Source organism: Micromonospora sp. WMMD961, assembly GCF_029626145.1.
Lineage (GTDB): Bacteria > Actinomycetota > Actinomycetes > Mycobacteriales > Micromonosporaceae > Micromonospora.
Map to the genome: position 1 here is coordinate 2,717,339 of NZ_JARUBJ010000002.1, position 16,439 is coordinate 2,733,777.

The 16,439-nt window shown below is 71.2% G+C and carries 16 protein-coding genes; 9 read left to right on the top strand and 7 right to left on the bottom strand.

The annotated features are described in order from the left end of the window. Positions 1-43: 43 nt before the first annotated feature. The gene (locus O7614_RS12855; RefSeq protein ID WP_347404347.1) at positions 44-1,030 is read right to left on the bottom strand and encodes a helix-turn-helix domain-containing protein; all 987 of its coding nucleotides are present in this window, start codon (positions 1,028-1,030) and stop codon (positions 44-46) included. A gap of 144 nt (positions 1,031-1,174) precedes the next feature. Next, the gene (locus O7614_RS12860) at positions 1,175-2,047 is read right to left on the bottom strand and encodes a DUF4231 domain-containing protein (protein WP_278138685.1); all 873 of its coding nucleotides are present in this window, start codon (positions 2,045-2,047) and stop codon (positions 1,175-1,177) included. A gap of 177 nt (positions 2,048-2,224) precedes the next feature. On the opposite strand from O7614_RS12860, the gene O7614_RS12865 reads away from it, so the two are divergent. The 3 genes from O7614_RS12865 (at position 2,225) to O7614_RS12875 (ending at position 6,132) form a co-directional block, all read left to right on the top strand. Further along, the gene (locus O7614_RS12865) at positions 2,225-2,347 is read left to right on the top strand and encodes a hypothetical protein (RefSeq protein WP_278138686.1); all 123 of its coding nucleotides are present in this window, start codon (positions 2,225-2,227) and stop codon (positions 2,345-2,347) included. Positions 2,348-2,420: 73 nt separating this feature from the next. Continuing rightward, positions 2,421-3,833 (top strand): FAD-dependent monooxygenase, encoded by a 1,413-nt coding sequence (locus tag O7614_RS12870; RefSeq protein ID WP_278138687.1) that lies wholly within the window; start codon positions 2,421-2,423, stop codon positions 3,831-3,833. A gap of 109 nt (positions 3,834-3,942) precedes the next feature. Next, entirely contained in the window at positions 3,943-6,132 is a 2,190-nt protein-coding gene (locus O7614_RS12875; RefSeq protein ID WP_278138688.1) for an FUSC family protein, read from the top strand. 55 nt (positions 6,133-6,187) lie between these two features. Here O7614_RS12875 and O7614_RS12880 read toward each other — a convergent pair whose 3' ends face one another. After that, a complete protein-coding gene (locus O7614_RS12880; protein ID WP_278138689.1) occupies positions 6,188-6,559 on the bottom strand; it encodes an SDR family NAD(P)-dependent oxidoreductase in 372 nt (123 codons plus the stop codon). 192 nt (positions 6,560-6,751) lie between these two features. On the opposite strand from O7614_RS12880, the gene O7614_RS12885 reads away from it, so the two are divergent. Further along, complete coding sequence (locus O7614_RS12885; protein ID WP_278138690.1) at positions 6,752-7,789, top strand: aminotransferase class V-fold PLP-dependent enzyme; 1,038 nt, start codon at positions 6,752-6,754, stop codon at positions 7,787-7,789. Between the two features lie 61 nt (positions 7,790-7,850). Here O7614_RS12885 and O7614_RS12890 read toward each other — a convergent pair whose 3' ends face one another. After that, entirely contained in the window at positions 7,851-9,023 is a 1,173-nt protein-coding gene (locus O7614_RS12890) for an acyl-CoA dehydrogenase family protein (RefSeq protein ID WP_278138691.1), read from the bottom strand. A 97-nt stretch (positions 9,024-9,120) separates the two neighbouring features. On the opposite strand from O7614_RS12890, the gene O7614_RS12895 reads away from it, so the two are divergent. The 3 genes from O7614_RS12895 to O7614_RS12905 all read left to right on the top strand — a co-directional run bounded on the left by O7614_RS12895 (position 9,121) and on the right by O7614_RS12905 (position 12,466). Beyond that, positions 9,121-9,804, top strand: coding sequence for a TetR/AcrR family transcriptional regulator C-terminal domain-containing protein (locus O7614_RS12895; protein WP_278138692.1), 684 nt, complete (start codon positions 9,121-9,123; stop codon positions 9,802-9,804). A gap of 80 nt (positions 9,805-9,884) precedes the next feature. After that, on the top strand, positions 9,885-11,339 hold the full coding sequence (locus O7614_RS12900; RefSeq protein WP_278138693.1) for an aldehyde dehydrogenase family protein: 1,455 nt from the start codon (positions 9,885-9,887) through the stop codon (positions 11,337-11,339). Next, a complete protein-coding gene (locus O7614_RS12905; RefSeq protein WP_278138694.1) occupies positions 11,336-12,466 on the top strand; it encodes a zinc-binding dehydrogenase in 1,131 nt (376 codons plus the stop codon). The genes O7614_RS12900 and O7614_RS12905 overlap by 4 nt, the downstream gene beginning before the upstream one ends. Before the next feature lie 91 nt (positions 12,467-12,557). Here the strand turns inward: O7614_RS12905 and O7614_RS12910 are convergent, their stop codons facing one another. Further along, positions 12,558-13,307, bottom strand: coding sequence for an SDR family oxidoreductase (locus O7614_RS12910; RefSeq protein WP_278138695.1), 750 nt, complete (start codon positions 13,305-13,307; stop codon positions 12,558-12,560). 23 nt (positions 13,308-13,330) lie between these two features. Beyond that, complete coding sequence (locus O7614_RS12915) at positions 13,331-14,092, bottom strand: SDR family NAD(P)-dependent oxidoreductase (protein ID WP_278138696.1); 762 nt, start codon at positions 14,090-14,092, stop codon at positions 13,331-13,333. 127 nt (positions 14,093-14,219) lie between these two features. On the opposite strand from O7614_RS12915, the gene O7614_RS12920 reads away from it, so the two are divergent. Together O7614_RS12920 and O7614_RS12925 are read left to right on the top strand one after the other, a co-directional pair. Beyond that, complete coding sequence (locus O7614_RS12920) at positions 14,220-14,807, top strand: CGNR zinc finger domain-containing protein (protein WP_278138697.1); 588 nt, start codon at positions 14,220-14,222, stop codon at positions 14,805-14,807. A gap of 152 nt (positions 14,808-14,959) precedes the next feature. Then, complete coding sequence (locus O7614_RS12925) at positions 14,960-15,499, top strand: GNAT family protein (protein ID WP_278138698.1); 540 nt, start codon at positions 14,960-14,962, stop codon at positions 15,497-15,499. A 39-nt stretch (positions 15,500-15,538) separates the two neighbouring features. Here O7614_RS12925 and O7614_RS12930 read toward each other — a convergent pair whose 3' ends face one another. After that, the gene (locus O7614_RS12930) at positions 15,539-16,396 is read right to left on the bottom strand and encodes an SPFH domain-containing protein (RefSeq protein ID WP_278138699.1); all 858 of its coding nucleotides are present in this window, start codon (positions 16,394-16,396) and stop codon (positions 15,539-15,541) included. Positions 16,397-16,439: the final 43 nt, after the last annotated feature.

Consider the following 16,439-nt stretch of genomic DNA (forward strand, 5'->3'; position numbering starts at 1 on the left):
TTCGCGTCGCGCGCGGCCCGTCCTGAGTCAGCGCCGTCTCGGTCTACGGGTGGGCACGCGGGGCGTTGCGGAACGCTTGGGGAGACATCCCGAACGTCGCCGCGAAGACCCTGCTGAAGTGGGCCTGGGAGCGGAAACCCCAGCGGGCGGCGATGCTGTTGATGGGCCGCGCCCGCTGCAGGGGATCGCGCAGGTCCCGTGCGCACCGATCCAGGCGCTTCCTGCGGATGATCTCGGCGACCGTCTGGTCCTCGGCCTCGAACGCGCGGTGCAGGCTCCGGAGGGAGACGTGGTGCGCGGCGGCGACGGCGCCCGGCGACAGGTCCGGGTCGCCGAGGTGCTCGTCGATGAACGCCTTGACCAGCATGCGAAGGTTGTGCCCGCGTACCTCGGTCGGTAGTGCGTCGGTGAGGTCCAACTGCTGGGCGACCATCGCGGCGATCAGGTCCCGTACGACGGTGCTCAGGACCGGGGTGTCGCTCTCCTGGTACTGCTCGGGATGGGTCATCACCTGGTGGACGAACTGGCTGAGCAGCACGCCGATTCCCTCGGTGGCGGAGATGTTCGTGCCGAGCAGTCCCGAGATCTTGTTGGGGTGCACGGGCAGCAGGCCATGCGGGACGAGGATCGTCCGCGTGGTCAACAGCCCGTCGTGCGGCGACCGCCCCTGATGCGACGACTGATGCGGTCGCGACGTGTCGACGAAGGCGAAGTGCCCCGGGGTGAAGTGGTTCGCCCGCCGCTCCTGCTCCACCCCACCGTGCCCGGACAGCGGGAGTGCGAACTGGTACATCTCAGGATCACTGCGGCGGATGAAGGTGCCGGTCCGCTGCATTTCGAGGGACGGGTACCGCCAGGCCGACAGCACGACCTCGCCCAGGCTGATGACCTCGGCCCGGGCCTGGAAGTCCGCCGCGTGGGCACTGTGGATGCGCATCGGCACCGACTCCCGTGCCACCAGATCGTGCCAGAACCCGAACCGCTCACCCGCGGGCACTACGGCGGTGTCCGCCGAGCCTACGGTAAGCACGGGCTACCTCGATTCTTGTCGCTGTCATGACGGGGCCACGGTGGCACCACCGCATGAGCTTACAAGATCATCTGGGTGCCGGCTTCGGTCCGCCCTGGCAGCGCCACCGGGGCCAGCCAGCGTGTCCCTGTGCCGGCCCGCCCGTCAGCGTCGGCGTGCCCGCCACATCGTGTGCTCCCGGGAGATCGCCGTCTCCGTGTCACTCACGAACTGCGACAGCTCAGCCTCCGAGCTGACCCGGGTGGCGAGCGACCCCATGGCGGCAAGTTCCTGGCTGGCCAGCGCGTAGGCGGTCGCCACCGCACCGTGTTGCCGCGTCTGCGTCCACGCCGCACCCGCCGCGACCGCTGCGGCGGCTACTCCCAGCAGGTCTATCTCGGTCAGCCCGGCGACCCTTGCGATGGCCAGGGTCAACCCCACGATCTCCAGTACGAGCATGCTGACCGACCAACGGTTGGCCCGCGCGCGGTTCGACAACGAGCGCTCGGCGTACCAGACCCGCTGGCCCTCCAGGCGGCCGGTCAGATAAGCCCTTCGGCGGTCCTCGATCGGGGCGGCGCGAAGTGCCCGCATTCCTTCCGTGATCTGCTGACCCGTCACGGCGGGGGCCGCCAGTCCGGCGGCTGCCATGTCCTTGGTCAGGCCCAGTAGGAGGCCGGTGAATTCCGCGAAACATTCCGAATCGCTTCGCGATCGGGGAAAGGGGTGTGCAGCTATGGCGAATCGCCACGTCAAGGACTTGGTGGACTCCGAGAGGGCCCTTCCGACATACCACCGTTCGCTGGGGCGGTTGGTGAGCAGAAAGACCTCGACGATCGAGGTGGCCGCGAAGGCGCCGGCGGCAACCGCCGGACCCAGGACGAAGCCGTCGAGCTTCCAGGTGGCGACCCCCGCGAGCGCGGCCAGCAGGAGCAGGGACAGTCGCAGCGCGATCAGGGTCGCGTAGACGCGTTGGCCACGTTGCGACTCGTGGGACACGGCCCGCTGGAACGGCGGAAAGTCCTCGGCGTTCAGCATGTCGTCGACCTCTCGGCAGGATGGGCACGGTGCCGGCGAGCTAGTCGGTACGCAGCATGTAGACAGTAGACGGTGGTGTCCACCGGGCGGCCCTCGAATCGGGCCCGGACCGCCGGCGTCGAGGTCGAGGTCGAGCCGGGCCCGCCGGCTGTCCGGCACGGTCCGTTCGATGGGTGAGTGCCTGGATATGTCGCCGGCCACTGGACTGCGGACGGGCCTGCCGTCCTCCTGGCCCGGTCGCAGATCTGGCAGTGCACCGGCGACGCCAACCAGAACTGGCGGGCCGACCGGGAGCGCTGAGCGCTGACGGCGGGCGCTCGGATGGTTACGGTCGTGGATGCCCTGGTTCCCGGACCGTCCGAGGAGTGATCGCATGTCCCCCTCTCCGTCCCGGCTGTTCTCGCAGATAGCGACTGCCGAACGACCGGCCGAGACACGTGTGGTCATGCGACGTGCGGTGGTGCTCGGCGGCAGCATCGCCGGGCTGATGGCCGCCCGGGTGTTGAGCGACCACGCCGAGGAAGTGCTGATCATCGAACGGGACCCGTCCGACGTCGATGCCGGGCCTCGGCCGGGGGTGCCGCAGGGCAGTCAGGTGCACGCGCTGCTGCCCGCCGGGCAGGTCCAGCTGGAACGCTGGTTTCCCGGCATCGCCGACGAGGCGCTCGCGCTCGGTGCCCCTCCACCGCCGAGCGACCAGGGCACAGCGAAGGTCTTCGTCAACGGCGTGCTCGGGCTGCCGCCGGCGGCGACCGGCACCGGGCCGGCGCTGATCACCACCCGTCCGTTCCTGGAGGCGTTGGTCCGGCGGCGGACCCTCGCCGTGGACAACATCCGCATGGTGTACGGCCGGGCGGAGGGCCTGCTCTTCGACGAACGGCGCGTCACCGCCGCGCGGTACGTACCCGAGGGCGGCGGCGAGGCGGTCGTCGCACCGGCGGACCTGGTGGTCGACGCGATGGGACGGTCCAGCCGGCTCGGTGACTGGCTGGCCGGGCACGGGTGGCCCCGCCCGCCGATGCAACGGATGCCGATCAAACTGAACTACGCGACGGCGCTGTACCGGCGTGACGAGAAGGTCAGCGACGCGTGGGTCGCGGTCTTCCACACCATGGCCGGTAAGGGGCGTACCGCCCGGATCGGCGGGATCAACTCGGTCGAGGGAGACCGCTGGATCATGCTGGTGGCCGGTTACGACGAGGACCGGCCCAGCCGCGACGTCGCGGACTTCACCGCACGCTGCCGGGAGCACTACCCGCAGATGTTCGGCGACATCGCCGAGCACGGGGAGATGCTGGGCGGGGTGGTCACGTACCACCAGGCGGACAGCCGACGCCGCGACTTCCACAAGCTCGACCGGCTGCCGGCCGGGTTGGTCGCGGCCGGCGACGCGGTCGCGTCCTTCAACCCGGTGTACGGCCAGGGCATGACCTCCGCGACGCTGCACGCCTCCTGCCTGTCGGCGTACCTGCGGTCCGGCCCGAAGCCGCACGACGAGCCGGCGCGGGCGTACTTCGACCAGGTCCGGGTGGTCGTCGACGCCGCCTGGCAAGTCTCCACCACCGCCGACATCGAGCTTCCGCACGTCGACGGGCCGTACCCGCCGGGGTACCGGGTCACCAAGTGGTTCGGTGACCTGCTCTTCCGGGCCTCGCTGACCGATCCGGTGCTCAACGCCCGGCTGGGTCGGGTCACCACCATGCTCGACCATCCGGCGACCCTTGGCCGCCCCGGCACCCTGCTCCGTGCGCTCCGGCTCGGACTGCTCCGCAGCGTTCGACGCTGACTCGTCGGCTCCCGGCGTCGATTCGTCGCGAAACCCGGCGTTCCCGGCAGGCTCCGGGGAGAATCGGTGGCCGGGGGAGGGCTGTCGCGACGGACCCGGGGGAGCAGGCGTGCTCGCAACCAGCCTCCTCGGCCGACTTCGCCGCCGTGACCCGGGGCACGCCGTCCTGCGACGCGCGGCCCGGCTGACGCTCGTCGCGTCCCTCGTCTTCTACGGCTGCCGCTATGGCGCGGGCAGTTCGGTGCTCGCCACGTACGGTCTGTTCGGCACGATCGCCGCCGGGTCGTTCGCACAGCTGCCCGGTCCCGCGCCGCAACGGGCACGGATCCTGGTCACCTCCCTGCCAGCGATCTGGGCGCTGGTCGCGGCGGGTTCACTGTTGGCCTGGAGCACGTGGGCGGCGGCGGGCGGAATGCTGGTCATCGGGTTCGCCGTGGCGTTCGCCGGGGTCGTCAACCCGCGACTGGTGGGGTGGGCCAGCGCGTTCCACCTCTTCTACATCCTGGCGTCCTTCCCGCCGTACCAGCCGGGCACCCTGCCGGAACGTCTCGGCGGCGTCACCCTCGCCATCGTGCTCCTCGCCGCGGCGGAGGTGCTCCTCTGGCCCGACCCGACGCCGGTCTCCTACCGGCAGCGACTCGCCGAGGCAGCCGACGGCGTCGCGGCATTCCTCGACACCGCCGCCCGCGCGCTGACCGAGCCGCACTCCGGCGACGCCGACCGGGACGCGCGACGCGGGCGGGCGTACGACGTGGTCGGCCCACTCGATCTGGGTCGCAACCCTCCGGCGTGGGCACCCACCGCGGCCGGTGCCCAGGACCGTGCGTTGCGGATCTGCGCGGCGGCGTTGCGGGACGTGCTGGCCGAGGCGGACCGGCTGGCGGCGGACGCCCCACCGGAGCCGATCCCGGACCTGGCGGCCGCGCGACTGCTACGCGTCGGCGCGGACACGACCCGGGCCGCCGGCCGCAGCCTGACACCGGGCGGCGCACCCGTGCACCTCGGTGGTCTGGACGCCGCGATCGGGCGGGCCGAGGCGACGTACCCCGCCGGCGAGGGCGACGGCCCCGACGCGGCGGACGTACCCCGGTTGTGCCGGGACGCCGCCGCGCTGGGCCTCGCCGACCAGGTGCGGGTCTTCGCCGTCGGCGCCCGGCTGGCCACCGGGTCCCGGCTGGACGGCGAGGACGCCTCCTCGGGGCTTTTCGAGTACGCCCGACACAGCCCGTGGAGGCTGTACTGGTGGCAGTTCCGCTCGCACCTGGCGCCGCGCTCCGCCCACCTGCACAGCTCGCTGCGGCTGGCCGTGGCGCTCGCCGTCGCCCGGGTGGCGGCCGGAGTGTTGCAGCTGACCCACGGCTTCTGGGTGCTGCTGGCCACGCTCACGGTCCTGCGTACCTCGGCCGCCGACACCCGCACCGCGCTGCGGCCGGCCGTGCTGGGCACGATCGTCGGTGCGGTCGTCAGCGGCGGGGTGATGCTGGTGGTCGACCAGCCGATCGTCTACGCCGTCGTCCTGCCGGCCACGTTGATCCTGGCCTTCGGCGTCGGGCGGCTGCTCGGGCCGGTCTGGCAACAGGCGCTGTTCACCGTGCTGCTGACGGTCGTCTTCGCCCAGCTCCACCCGGAAGGGTGGCGGCTCGCCGAGGCGCGCCTCGTCGATGTACTGCTCGGCGCGGTGATCGGGGTGCTCGCCGGTGTGGCCATGTGGCCGCGCGGCGCGAGCCACGACCTGCGGCACAACGCTGCCCGTTACCTTGCGGCCAGCGCGGACGCGGTCGAGCAGACCGTCGAGGCGGTGCTCGACGGCGCGTCGGCTCCCGACCGCGCCCTCGACCGGGTCCGGCGGCGGATGGTCCTGATCGACTCGTCCTACTGCCAGTACCACTCCGAGCGGCACGACCCGAACCGACGGCAGGTCGACTGGGACGCCGTCCTGAGCGCCGGGCACCACGTGGTGCCCGGCGCCGGGTCGCTGCTGCGGCGCAACCCGCCCGGCTGCCTCGCCGGCTGGCCCGCGGCGGCGGCGCTGTTGCGGGACACCGCCGGGCACCTGCGCTCGGCGTACGACGATCTGGCCGAGGAGGTGGCGGACGGGCGGCCTTCCGGCCCGCCGCCTGCCGCGACCACCTGTGCCGAGGAGTTGGACCGGATCCGTCCGCTGCTGCGTGAGGCAGACCCTCAGCTGGTCCGGCACCTGGTCGAAGTCGACAGGTGGCTCGCCGGTCTCGCCGACAGTGTCGCCAGGATCCGCCGGCCGGCTGGTGGCGGGCCGACCGTTCGCCGCGACAGGCCGTGACGAGCCACGTCGTCGCCGCTCGCCGCTTTGCAGCAAGGTCAGGGTCTGACCGCAATCACCACGGCACCGGACCGTTGTCGTCGAAGAAGCCGCCGGTCTCCCCGTCGTCGTCGACGGTGGCCCAGTAAACGGAGGCGCGCGCGCCCTCGTCGGTGGTCTTCACGCCCTTGAAGTCGTTCAGGTCGGTGGCGACGTAGCCCGGTGTCACCGAATTGATCTTCACGTGCGCCAGTTCGGGGTCGTCGAGGAAGGCGTTGGCGTACTTCACGGTCAGCATGTTCACCGCGGTCTTGGTGGCGGAGTAGGCGAACGACTCGTGCGAGCGGGCGAACATCGAGCCCTTTTCAGTAGCCTTCGCGAAGATCGCCGAGTCGCTGGCGAGGTTGACGATTCGCGCTGACGGTGACTTACGCAGAAGGGGCAACATGGCATGGATCCTGCGCATGATCTCCGGCGTCAGCACCGTCTCGTACGTCGACGACGCCCAGCGCGAACGCGTCCTCGGGCTGACTATCGACGGACTGCGAGCGACACCTGCCAGGTGAGCTTGGCAGGGCTGAGGCCGCCGGTCGCCGATTGGCCGTGCCGGTTGCACACCGGCCCGCCTACCGTCGACGACATGGAGATCGAGCAGGCGCAGCAGTTGTGGAAGCCGGAGCCCGGTTGGTTGAACACCGCCTCCTACGGGTTGCCGCCCGAGCCGGCGTGGACGGTGTTGCAGGAGGCGCTCGCCCAGTGGCGGGTCGGCAGCACCTCGTGGGAGGGCTGGGGCGACTCGGTGCGGCGCTCCCGTGCCGCGTTCGCCGGCCTGATCGGCGTGCCGGAGGGTGACGTGGCGGTCGGCGCCTCCGTCTCGCAGATGCTCGCGCCGGTGGCGGCGGCGTTGCCCGCCGGGGCGACAGTGGTGGTCCCGGACGTCGAGTTCACCTCCAACCTGTTTCCCTGGCTCGTTCAGGAGGAGCGGGGCATCTCCGTACGCGTGGTGCCGTCGGAGTCGCTGGTCGACGCCATCGACGCCGACACCGACCTGGTGGCGTTCAGCCTGGTGCAGTCGGCCGACGGCGCGGTCGCCGCGTACGACGACATCGTGGCCGCGGCCCGCGCGCACGACGCGTTGGTGGTGGTGGACGCGACCCAGGCGTGCGGCTGGCTGCCGTTCGACGGGCGCCTGGCCGACGTGGTGGCGGTGGGCGGCTACAAGTGGTTGATGAATCCGCGCGGGACCGCCTTCTCCTACCTGGCCCCGGAGCTGCGCGAACGACTGCGCCCCGACGCCGCCGGCTGGTACGCGGGCCGCGACCCGCACGCCTCCTACTACGGCCTGCCGTTGCGACTGGCCGACGACGCCCGCCGGTTCGACATCTCACCGGCCTGGTTCAGCTGGGTGGGGGCGGCACCCGCCCTGGAGGTCGTCAGCCAGATCGGCGTGCCGGCGATCCAGGCGCACAACGTGGCGCTGGCCAACCGCTTCCTGACCGGGCTGGGCCAGCCGCCGGGACAGAGCGCCATCGTCACCGTGGACGTGCCCGACGCGGAACAGCGCCTCGCGGCGGCCGGCATCCGGGCGGCGGTACGCGCCGGACGGGTCCGGGCCTCCTTCCACGTCTACTCCACGGAGGCCGATGTGGACGCCGCGCTGACGGCGTTGACCGGCTGACCCGGGTGCCGAGGACGGCGGGCGCGCCGCCGGCCGTCCTCGGCGCCGTCCGGCACCCGGCTCAGGCCAGGTGGCCGCCGATCTTCGTGTAGCCGCGCAGCAGGTCCCGGGAGATGATCAGGCGCTGCATCTCGTCGGTGCCCTCGAAGATCCGGTAGAGCCGGACCTGTCGGTACCAGCGCTCGATGGGCAGCTCACGGGTGTAGCCCATGCCGCCGTGGATCTGGAGCACCCGGTCGACCACCCGGTTGACCATTCCGGCGCCGTAGAGCTTGCCCATCGACGACGCGTGCCGCGGGTCGAGGCCCTGGTCGACCGTCCACGCGGAACGCAGCACCAGCCAGCGGGCCGCCTCCAGCTCGGTCTCCGAGTCGGCGATCATCCACTGGATGGCCTGGTTCGAGCCGATCTTCGTGCCGAAGGTCTCCCGGGTGTTGGCGTAGTCGATCGCCATCTGCAGCACCCGTTCGGCGATGCCGATGGCGTGCGACGGGATGGTGTAGCGGCCCTTGCCGATCCACTCCATGCCGAGGGTGAAGCCCTGCCCGATCTCGCCGAGGATGTTGCGGTGCGGCACGCGTACGCCGTCGAAGATGAGCGACGCCGGCCCGCCCTCGCCCATGGTCTGGATGAACTCCGAGCGCCAGCCCATCGACCGGTCCACCAGGAACGCGGTGGCCCCGCCGTTGCGGGCACCCTTCTCCCGGTCGGTCACCGCGACCACGATGGCGAAGTCGGCGTCGTGCCCACCGGTGATGAAGGTCTTCTCGCCGTCGAGGATCCAGTCGTCTCCGTCGCGGCGGGCGGACAGCCGGATGTTCGCGGCGTCCGACCCGGCACCGGGCTCGGTGATCGCGAAACAGGATCGCCGCTCGCCCTCGATGGTCGGGATGAGGAACTCCTGCTTCTGCTCCTCGGTGGCGTGGAACAGGATGTTGTCCGCCTCGCCGCCGAAGCGGAACGGCACGAACGTGTGGCCCAGCTCCGTCCAGATCAACGACTGGAGCACCGCCGGCAGGTCCATCCCGCCGTACTCTTCCGGGGTGGCCAGGCCCCAGAAGCCGAACTTGCGCGCCTTGAGTTGTAGCTCGCGCACCTCGGAGTGGTCCAGGCCCGGTTGGTGTGCCCGTTCCCGGCGGAGCACCTCCGCCTCCAGCGGCATCACCTCACGGCGGATGAACGATCGGACGGTGTCCCGTACCGCCCGCTCCTCGTCGGTCAGCGAAAAGTCCACGGTGGTCCTCCTGGCGTCGGCGCAGCCGGTCACCTTTAAACTAGCGGTGCAAGTTTTCCCGCGTCCAGACCTGACGGCCGAGACCTCAAGGAGCGCAGTGCCCCGACCCCGCCAGCCCCGGCTCACCCGGCAGCTGATCGTCGAGACCGCCACCGCGCTCATCGACGCCGAGGGCCTGCCCGCCTTCTCCACCCGCCGGCTCGCCGCCGAGCTGGGCGTCCGCGGCCCGTCGCTCTACAACCATTTCGGCACGAAGGACGAGATCCTCGACGCGGTCGCCGACACGGTCACCGGGGCCGTCGACACCGGAGGCTTCGCCAGCCGGGACTGGGTCGCGGCGCTGCGCGACTGGGCCTGGTCGTACCGGCGGGCGCTCACCGCGCACCCGAACATCGTGCCGTACCTGGCGCAGGGTCCCGGTCGTCGACCGGCCGCCCTGGCCATGGCCGACGCGGTCTACGGCGGGCTGGTCCGCGCCGGCTGGCCGCCGGCCCGGGCCACCCACATCGGCGCGGCCCTGCGTTACTTCGTGGCCGGGTCGGCCCTCGGCTCGTTCGCCCGCGGCTTCGTGGAGGACCCGGAGCTGTACGCCGCGCACTACCCGCACCTGCGCGACGCGCACCGCCTCGCCGAGCACCAGCAGAGCGTGGACGAGGGCGCCTTCGCCCTCGGCCTGGACGCACTGCTGCACGGGCTGGCCGCCGAGTACGCCCGCACCGTCGGCACGGCCGACCATGCCCGCACCGTCGGCACGGTGGAGTCCGTCCGGCCCAAGGGGTAGCGTCCAAACTCCCAGCGCTAGTTTCATCGCCCATCGCGACCCCGTCGCCATCGCCCATCGCCCACCCCCGAAGGGACGACATGGACCTCGCCGCGCCGCCGTCGCAGTTACCCGACGCCCTGCGCCTCCGGCGCCACCTGCACCTCGGCGGTGAGTGGACGTCGCCCGCCGGCACCGATCTGATCGACGTGGAGAATCCGAGCACCGGAGAGCTGGTCGGTCAGGTGCCCGCCGGCACGGCCGCGGACGTGGACCGCGCGGTCGCCGCGGCCCGTGCCGCGTTTCCCGGCTGGTCGGCCACCGTCCCCGCCGAGCGGTCCGCCCACCTGGACCGGCTGCACGCCGCGCTCGCCGCGCGCGCCGACGACCTCGCCCGCACCATCGCCGTCGAGCTGGGCGCACCGCTCAAGCTCGCCACCCGGGTGCAGGTCGGGTTGCCGCTGACCGTCCTGCGCGACCATGTCACGCTCGCCGCCCGCCCACCGGTCGAGGAGAGCATCGGCAACTCCCTCGTCGTCCGCGAGCCGATCGGCGTGGTCGGCGCGATCACCCCGTGGAACTACCCCCTGCACCAGGTGATGGCCAAGTTGGCCCCCGCGCTGGCCGCCGGCTGCACGGTGGTGCTCAAGCCCAGTGAGTTGACCCCGCTGACCGCGTACCTGCTCTTCGACGCGGTCACCGAGGCCGGGTTACCGCCGGGGGTGCTCAACCTGGTCACCGGCACCGGGCCGGTGGTCGGCGAGGCCCTGGCCGGGCATCCCGACGTCGACCTGGTGTCGTTCACCGGCTCCACCGCCACCGGCGCCCGGATCATGCGGCTCGCCGCCGACCGGATCGCCCGGGTGTCCCTGGAGCTGGGCGGCAAGTCCGCCAACGTGATCCTCGCCGACGCCGACCTGGCCACCGCGGTCAAGGTGGGCGTCGGCAACGCCCTGCTCAACTCCGGGCAGACCTGTACCGCGTGGACCCGGATGCTGGTGCACCGCGACCGGTACGACGAAGCGCTCGACCTGATCGCCACGGCGGTGGCCGGCTACCGCCTCGGTGACCCGTTCGACCCGGCCACCCGCCTCGGCCCACTGGTCTCCGCAGCCCAGGCGCAACGGGTCCGTGGCCACGTCGACCAGGCCCTGGCCGACGGTGCCCGGCTGGTCGCCGGCGGCCCGGACGCTTCGGTGCCGTCGCAGGGGCACTTCGTCGCGCCGACCGTCTTCGCCGACGTGCACCCGGACAGCGCACTCGCCCAGGAGGAGGTCTTCGGCCCGGTGCTCGCCGTTCTCCCGTTCGCCGACACCGACGAGGCGGTCGCCGTCGCCAACAACTCGCGCTACGGGCTGGCCGGCGCGGTCTGGTCCGCCGACACCGACGCGGCGCTCGCGGTGGCCCGCCGGCTGCGTACCGGAGCGGTGGACATCAACGGTGCGCCGTTCAACCCGCTCGCCCCGTTCGGCGGTTACAAGCAGTCCGGACTCGGCCGCGAGTTGGGTGTGCACGGTCTCGCGGAGTTCTGCGAGCTGAAGGCGATCCAGCGATGAGCGTCCCGGAGGAGTCCCCGGCCGTGCCGACCGGGGGCCCCGGGCCGGTCACCGTCCGCGCGCTGGTCGCGCGGGGGTCCGGCGCCGCGCTGCGGATCGAGCGGGTACGCCTGCCCGCTCCCGGCCCCGGCGAGGTGCGGGTGACGATCACGGCGGCCGGTGTCTGCCACTCCGACCTGTCGATGGTCAACGGCACCATCGCCGCGAGGTTCCCGCTGGTGCTCGGGCACGAGGCGACCGGCGTGGTGGCCGAGGTCGGGCCGGGCAGCCGGCTGGCCGTCGGCACCCCGGTGGTGCTCAACTGGGCGCCGGCCTGCCGGGCCTGCTGGTGGTGCCGGCGCGGCGAGCCGTGGCTCTGCGCCGACACCACGGCTCCGACGGTGCCGCGCGGCGAGACCGACGACGGCCTACCGCTGCACCTGACCCTCGGCCTCGGTGCGCTCGCCGAGGCGGTGGTCGTGCCCGAGAACGCCGTCATCCCCGTCCCCGCCGGTCTGCCGCCCGAGCGCGCCGCGCTGCTCGGCTGCGCGGTGCTCACCGGTGTCGGCGCGGTCCACAACACCGCCCGTGTGGCCGCCGGCGAGTCGGTCGCGGTGGTCGGCCTCGGCGGGGTCGGCCTCGCCGTGCTGGCCGCCGCTCGCCGGGCCGGCGCCACGACGATCCTGGCCGTCGACGTCGCCGAGGCCAAGCGGGATCTCGCCCTCGCCGCCGGTGCGACCGACTTCCTGCTCGCCGACGACCGGCTCTCCAAGGAGGTACGGGCGCGCACCGAGGGTCGGGGCGTCGACCACGCCTTCGAGTGCGTCGGTCGCGCCACCACCATCCGGGCGGCCTGGCGGCTCACCCGGCGCGGGGGAGCGGTGACCGTGGTCGGCATGGGTGCCAAGGACGACATGGTCAGCCTCGGCGCGCTGGACATCTTCCACTCCGCGCGGACGCTGCGCTCCTCGGTGTACGGCTCGTCCGACCCGGAGCGTGAGGTGCCGGAGCTGGCTGCCGAACTCGCCGCCGGTGCGCTGGATCTGGGCGTGCTGGTCAGCGGCACCGTCTCGTTGGACGAGGCACCCACGGCGTTCGATCGGCTGGCCCGGGGCGAGGGCGCCCGCTGGGTGGTCACCCTGGATTGACCCCGGGGTGCTGGTCGGCGGACATCGCCCGATCAGGGCACTTGACCAAGGTGCCCAGGGTCGACATCCGCGTCGACCCTGGGCAGTTGGGCTACGAGAGCCGTGCGACGGCGCGGTCCGGCAGGTGCCGGAGAATCGACGTCAGTGGCCGCCACGGGATGTTCGGCACGAACGCTTTCGCCGGTTCTCGTTCGATGGCGGCGGCGAGGAGTCGGGTGCCGCGCTCCTCGTCGATGATGAAGGGCAGATTCTCCACGCCCTCGTTCATCTCCGTCCGGATATAGCCGGGATGGAGAGTGGTCACGGTGATCGGCTGGTCGAGCACGTCGATCCGCATCGCTTCACCGAGCGATGCCACCGCCGACTTGGAGGCGGCGTAGGCGGCCATGTTGCCGGGTGCCCCCCGGAACGCGGCAGCCGAGGACATGAGCACCAGGTGGCCGTGTCCCTGTCTGCGCATGGCGCGCATGGCGCTTTCGCATTGGGCGAGAGCCCCCAGCACGTTCGTCCGCAGGACGGCGGCGTTCGCGGCGAAGTTGCCGTCGCCGATGCGGCTGCCGAAGCCCACGCCGGCATTGACGATGACCCGGTCGAGTGCGCCGAGCTCGTCGGCGACCTGGACGAACTCGCGTTCGACCGCTTCGGCGTCGGTGACATCGAGGGCTCGGATGAGGACCGTGACGTTCGGAAACCGCCGGGACAGGTCGTCGCGGATGTCCTTCAGCCGGTCGGTACGTCGGGCGAACAACGCAAGGTTCCGACCACGAGCGGCGAACTCGTAGGCCAGGCCACGCCCGAGGCCTGAACTGGCACCGGTGATGATGGTGTTGTGCCGGGTCATCCGTGCGCCCGGTGTGTGGGCGCTCACCACTGACTTCCGTCGGGTCGGACCAACAGCTCGCTCACGACCACGCGCGCCTGCCGAGTCACGACGAAGGTGATCGTGTCCGCGATGTCCTCGGCGTGCAGGAGTGTCGCGTCCGCCCACGAGTCCCTGCTCGCCTCGAGCACTTCCGGCCGGATATGGGTGAACAGATCGGTGGCAACCGGGCCTGGCTCGATCACCGAGACCCGCACGTGTCGGCCGCTGACTTCCTGGCGCAGCGCCTCACTGAAGGCACCGACGCCCTGCTTGGTCAGGCTGTAGACGGCCGATCCGGCCACGGGGAAGCGGCCCGCGAGCGAGCTGACGTTGACGATGTCGGCGGTGCCGCGAGTGCCTTCGGCGGCGGTGAGCAGGTGCGGCAGTGCGGCGTGGGTCGTGTAGAGCAGACCCTGCAGGTTGATGGCGATCATGCGGTCCCATTCCTCGACCGGGGCGCTCTCGGCGGGGCCGAGCAGCATGATGCCGGCGTTGTTGACGAGGGTGTCCACTCCGCCGAAGGTCCCGACCGTCTGCTCCACCGCGGCGGTGGCCTGGAGTCGGTCGGTGATGTCCGCCTCGATCGCGATCGCGGTGCCGCCAGTGGCCCGGATGCGCTCCACGAGGTCGTCGAGGCGGTCCTTACGTCGAGCTACCAGCGCGACGTTCGCCCCCTGGGAGGCGAGCGCCAGCGCGGTGGCCGCGCCGATGCCACCACTGGCTCCGGTGATGAGGGCGGTTCTGTCGGTCAACGACACGTTCATTGGGTTTCTCCGTTGCTTGTTCGTTCACGGCCACGCCAGCCTGACACCACCGTAGTCGCTTTGACTATGTCGTGTGACATTGCCATCATGGTTACGGTGGTGTCGTTTTCGGCGTTACGATTGCTCCGTGACGGCTGAAGACACCTCAGGCAGCACGCGACGCCTCGGAGTGGCACTGGCTCCTGGCGGTCTGTGCGTGGTCCAGGATCTGTTGAACTCCACGGGCGTACCGGTCGCGCCGACGCTCGAGCTGCTCGATGACGAGACCGTCGCGCAGAGCTGGCTCGATGATTCGTTGCGAACCTGGGGTGAGCAGACCGGTCAGCCCCCGCCTCGGATCTCGCTTGCCCGCGAGGACCTCGCGCCGCTTCGCGCCCTCCGCGACCACGTCCGTAGCTGGTTGACGAACGATGCCGACGATCAGACACGGCATCCGCTGGTCGCCGACGTCTCGTACTGCAACGGCCGTTTGACGTACGCACCCGGTGGCGGCGGCGCGAAAGCCGTCGCCTCGCTGGTCTACCTCGAAGCGGTGCTCGCCTCGCACACCGGCACGTTGGCTCGGCTCAAGACGTGCATGAACCCGGACTGCGGCGCGGCGTTCTACGACATGTCGCGCAACAGCACCCGCGTCTGGCACGACATGAGGACCTGCGGCAACACGATGAATCTGCGCGCTTCCCGGGCCCGCAGGCGCGCCACCCCGGCATCCTGACCCTCCGTGCCAGCGTGCGCCCTCGTGCACGGAACCGGTGGTGCCGCTCCCATCGATGCCCGGCCACGGTACGTCTCCACCGATTGCGCGCCCGCCAGCGTCCCGGCCGAAACCGGGTCGTGGGTCTGCGTGGCGGCTGTTAGCGTCGCGGGATGTTCGCCACCGAGCGGGTCCGACTGCGCCCGCCCACTCCCGATGACGCGCCGAACATGTTCCGGCTGTACGGGGATCCCGAGTTGCACCTGATTACCGACGGCGAGCCGTTCGTGCCGTGCCACGTCGGCCAGATCCGGGCCCGGCTGGAAAAGAGGGTGACCGACCCGCCCGACGGGCAGACCAGTGTGTCGCTGGTGGCCGAAGCGGTGGCCGACGGCACGTTCCTCGGTGCCAGCGTGCTGTGGGGGATCAACTCGTTCAACCAGTACGCCCACCTCGGCATCTCACTGCTCCCCGAGGCACGTGGCCAGGGGTACGGGAGCGAGGTGATCCGGCTGCTCTGTCGGTACGGCTTCCGCAATCGCAACCTGCGCCGTCTGGAGTTGGAGACGCTGGCCAGCAACACGGCCATGCGGCGGACCGCGGAGGCATGCGGCTTCACGCACGAAGGCACCCAGCGGGAGCGCGAGTACGACGGCGACGGCTTCGTGGACATGGTGATCTACGGTCTGCTCCGGCGCGACTGGACGCCGTAGCCGGCCGGCTACGGCGTCCAGTCGCATCAGGCTCCCAGGTCACTTGCCGGTGACGATGCCCGGGTTGATGCACAGACCCGGGTTCGCGCCGTTCTTCTCCGCGATCTCCAGGCAGCGTGTCACCTTGTCGACCTTCGCGTTGGTCTCGGTGATCTGCTTGGAGATCTCGGCGTTCTTGCGGTCCTGCTCCAGGTTGCGGGTCTGGGCCAGCTTGTCCTGGAACGCCTTGATGTTGCCCTCGGTCTTGTCGTCGTGGTTCACCCGCGTGATGGTCACCGAGAGGATGTCCACGTCGGTGGCGAGCCGGGTCTCCGCGCTGGTCTTGATGTTCGCGGCGAACGGTTTCAGGTCGACGTTGAGGTCACCGGTCCGGTCGTCGATCTTTTCGAGGGGGTTGTACGCGGCGAACGCGTCGTTGACGGCGCTGTCGAGCTGCACACCCACCCGTTGACCCCGGAAGCTGTCGAAGTCTCCCTTGTAGTCCATGAACTGCTTCGGCGCGTTCTCCGGCTTGACCTGCCACTCCACGAGCACCTCGACGCAGGCGTCGGCGAGGGTGCCGGTGCGCACCCGTACGCAGTTGTCGCCGCCGATGTGGTCGTACTTCTGCCGGCCCGCGTCCCACTCGCCGACCTTCTGCCACGGCGCCACCCACTTCAGGCCCGAGCCGGTCACCTCGCCGGTGGGCTTGCCGAAGCTGGTGACGATGCCGACCGAGCGGATGGGCACCGAGTGGGCGCTGGTGGTGACACCGACCAGCAGGGTGAGGGTGAGGAAGACGAGCGCCGCGAGGGCGGCCATCCGCTTCAACGGTCGCGCGGGGGTGACCAGAGCCAGGACGGCGCTGACCGCCAGGGCGACGGCGAAGACGATCGCCATGGTGAAGCCGACGGGCATGGGGTGGGGACCTTCCGCTGGGCTGTGTGGATCATCAACCTAG

Coding starts and splice junctions, on each gene's coding strand:
- O7614_RS12905 (WP_278138694.1), top strand. CDS start 11,336: ATGAGCGTCCCGGAGGAGTCCCCGGCCGTGCCGACCGGGGGCCCCGGG.
- O7614_RS12880 (WP_278138689.1), bottom strand. CDS start 6,559: ATGTTGCCCCTTCTGCGTAAGTCACCGTCAGCGCGAATCGTCAACCTC.
- O7614_RS12900 (WP_278138693.1), top strand. CDS start 9,885: ATGGACCTCGCCGCGCCGCCGTCGCAGTTACCCGACGCCCTGCGCCTC.
- O7614_RS12925 (WP_278138698.1), top strand. CDS start 14,960: ATGTTCGCCACCGAGCGGGTCCGACTGCGCCCGCCCACTCCCGATGAC.
- O7614_RS12915 (WP_278138696.1), bottom strand. CDS start 14,092: ATGAACGTGTCGTTGACCGACAGAACCGCCCTCATCACCGGAGCCAGT.
- O7614_RS12930 (WP_278138699.1), bottom strand. CDS start 16,396: ATGCCCGTCGGCTTCACCATGGCGATCGTCTTCGCCGTCGCCCTGGCG.
- O7614_RS12885 (WP_278138690.1), top strand. CDS start 6,752: ATGGAGATCGAGCAGGCGCAGCAGTTGTGGAAGCCGGAGCCCGGTTGG.
- O7614_RS12870 (WP_278138687.1), top strand. CDS start 2,421: ATGTCCCCCTCTCCGTCCCGGCTGTTCTCGCAGATAGCGACTGCCGAA.
- O7614_RS12860 (WP_278138685.1), bottom strand. CDS start 2,047: ATGCTGAACGCCGAGGACTTTCCGCCGTTCCAGCGGGCCGTGTCCCAC.
- O7614_RS12910 (WP_278138695.1), bottom strand. CDS start 13,307: ATGACCCGGCACAACACCATCATCACCGGTGCCAGTTCAGGCCTCGGG.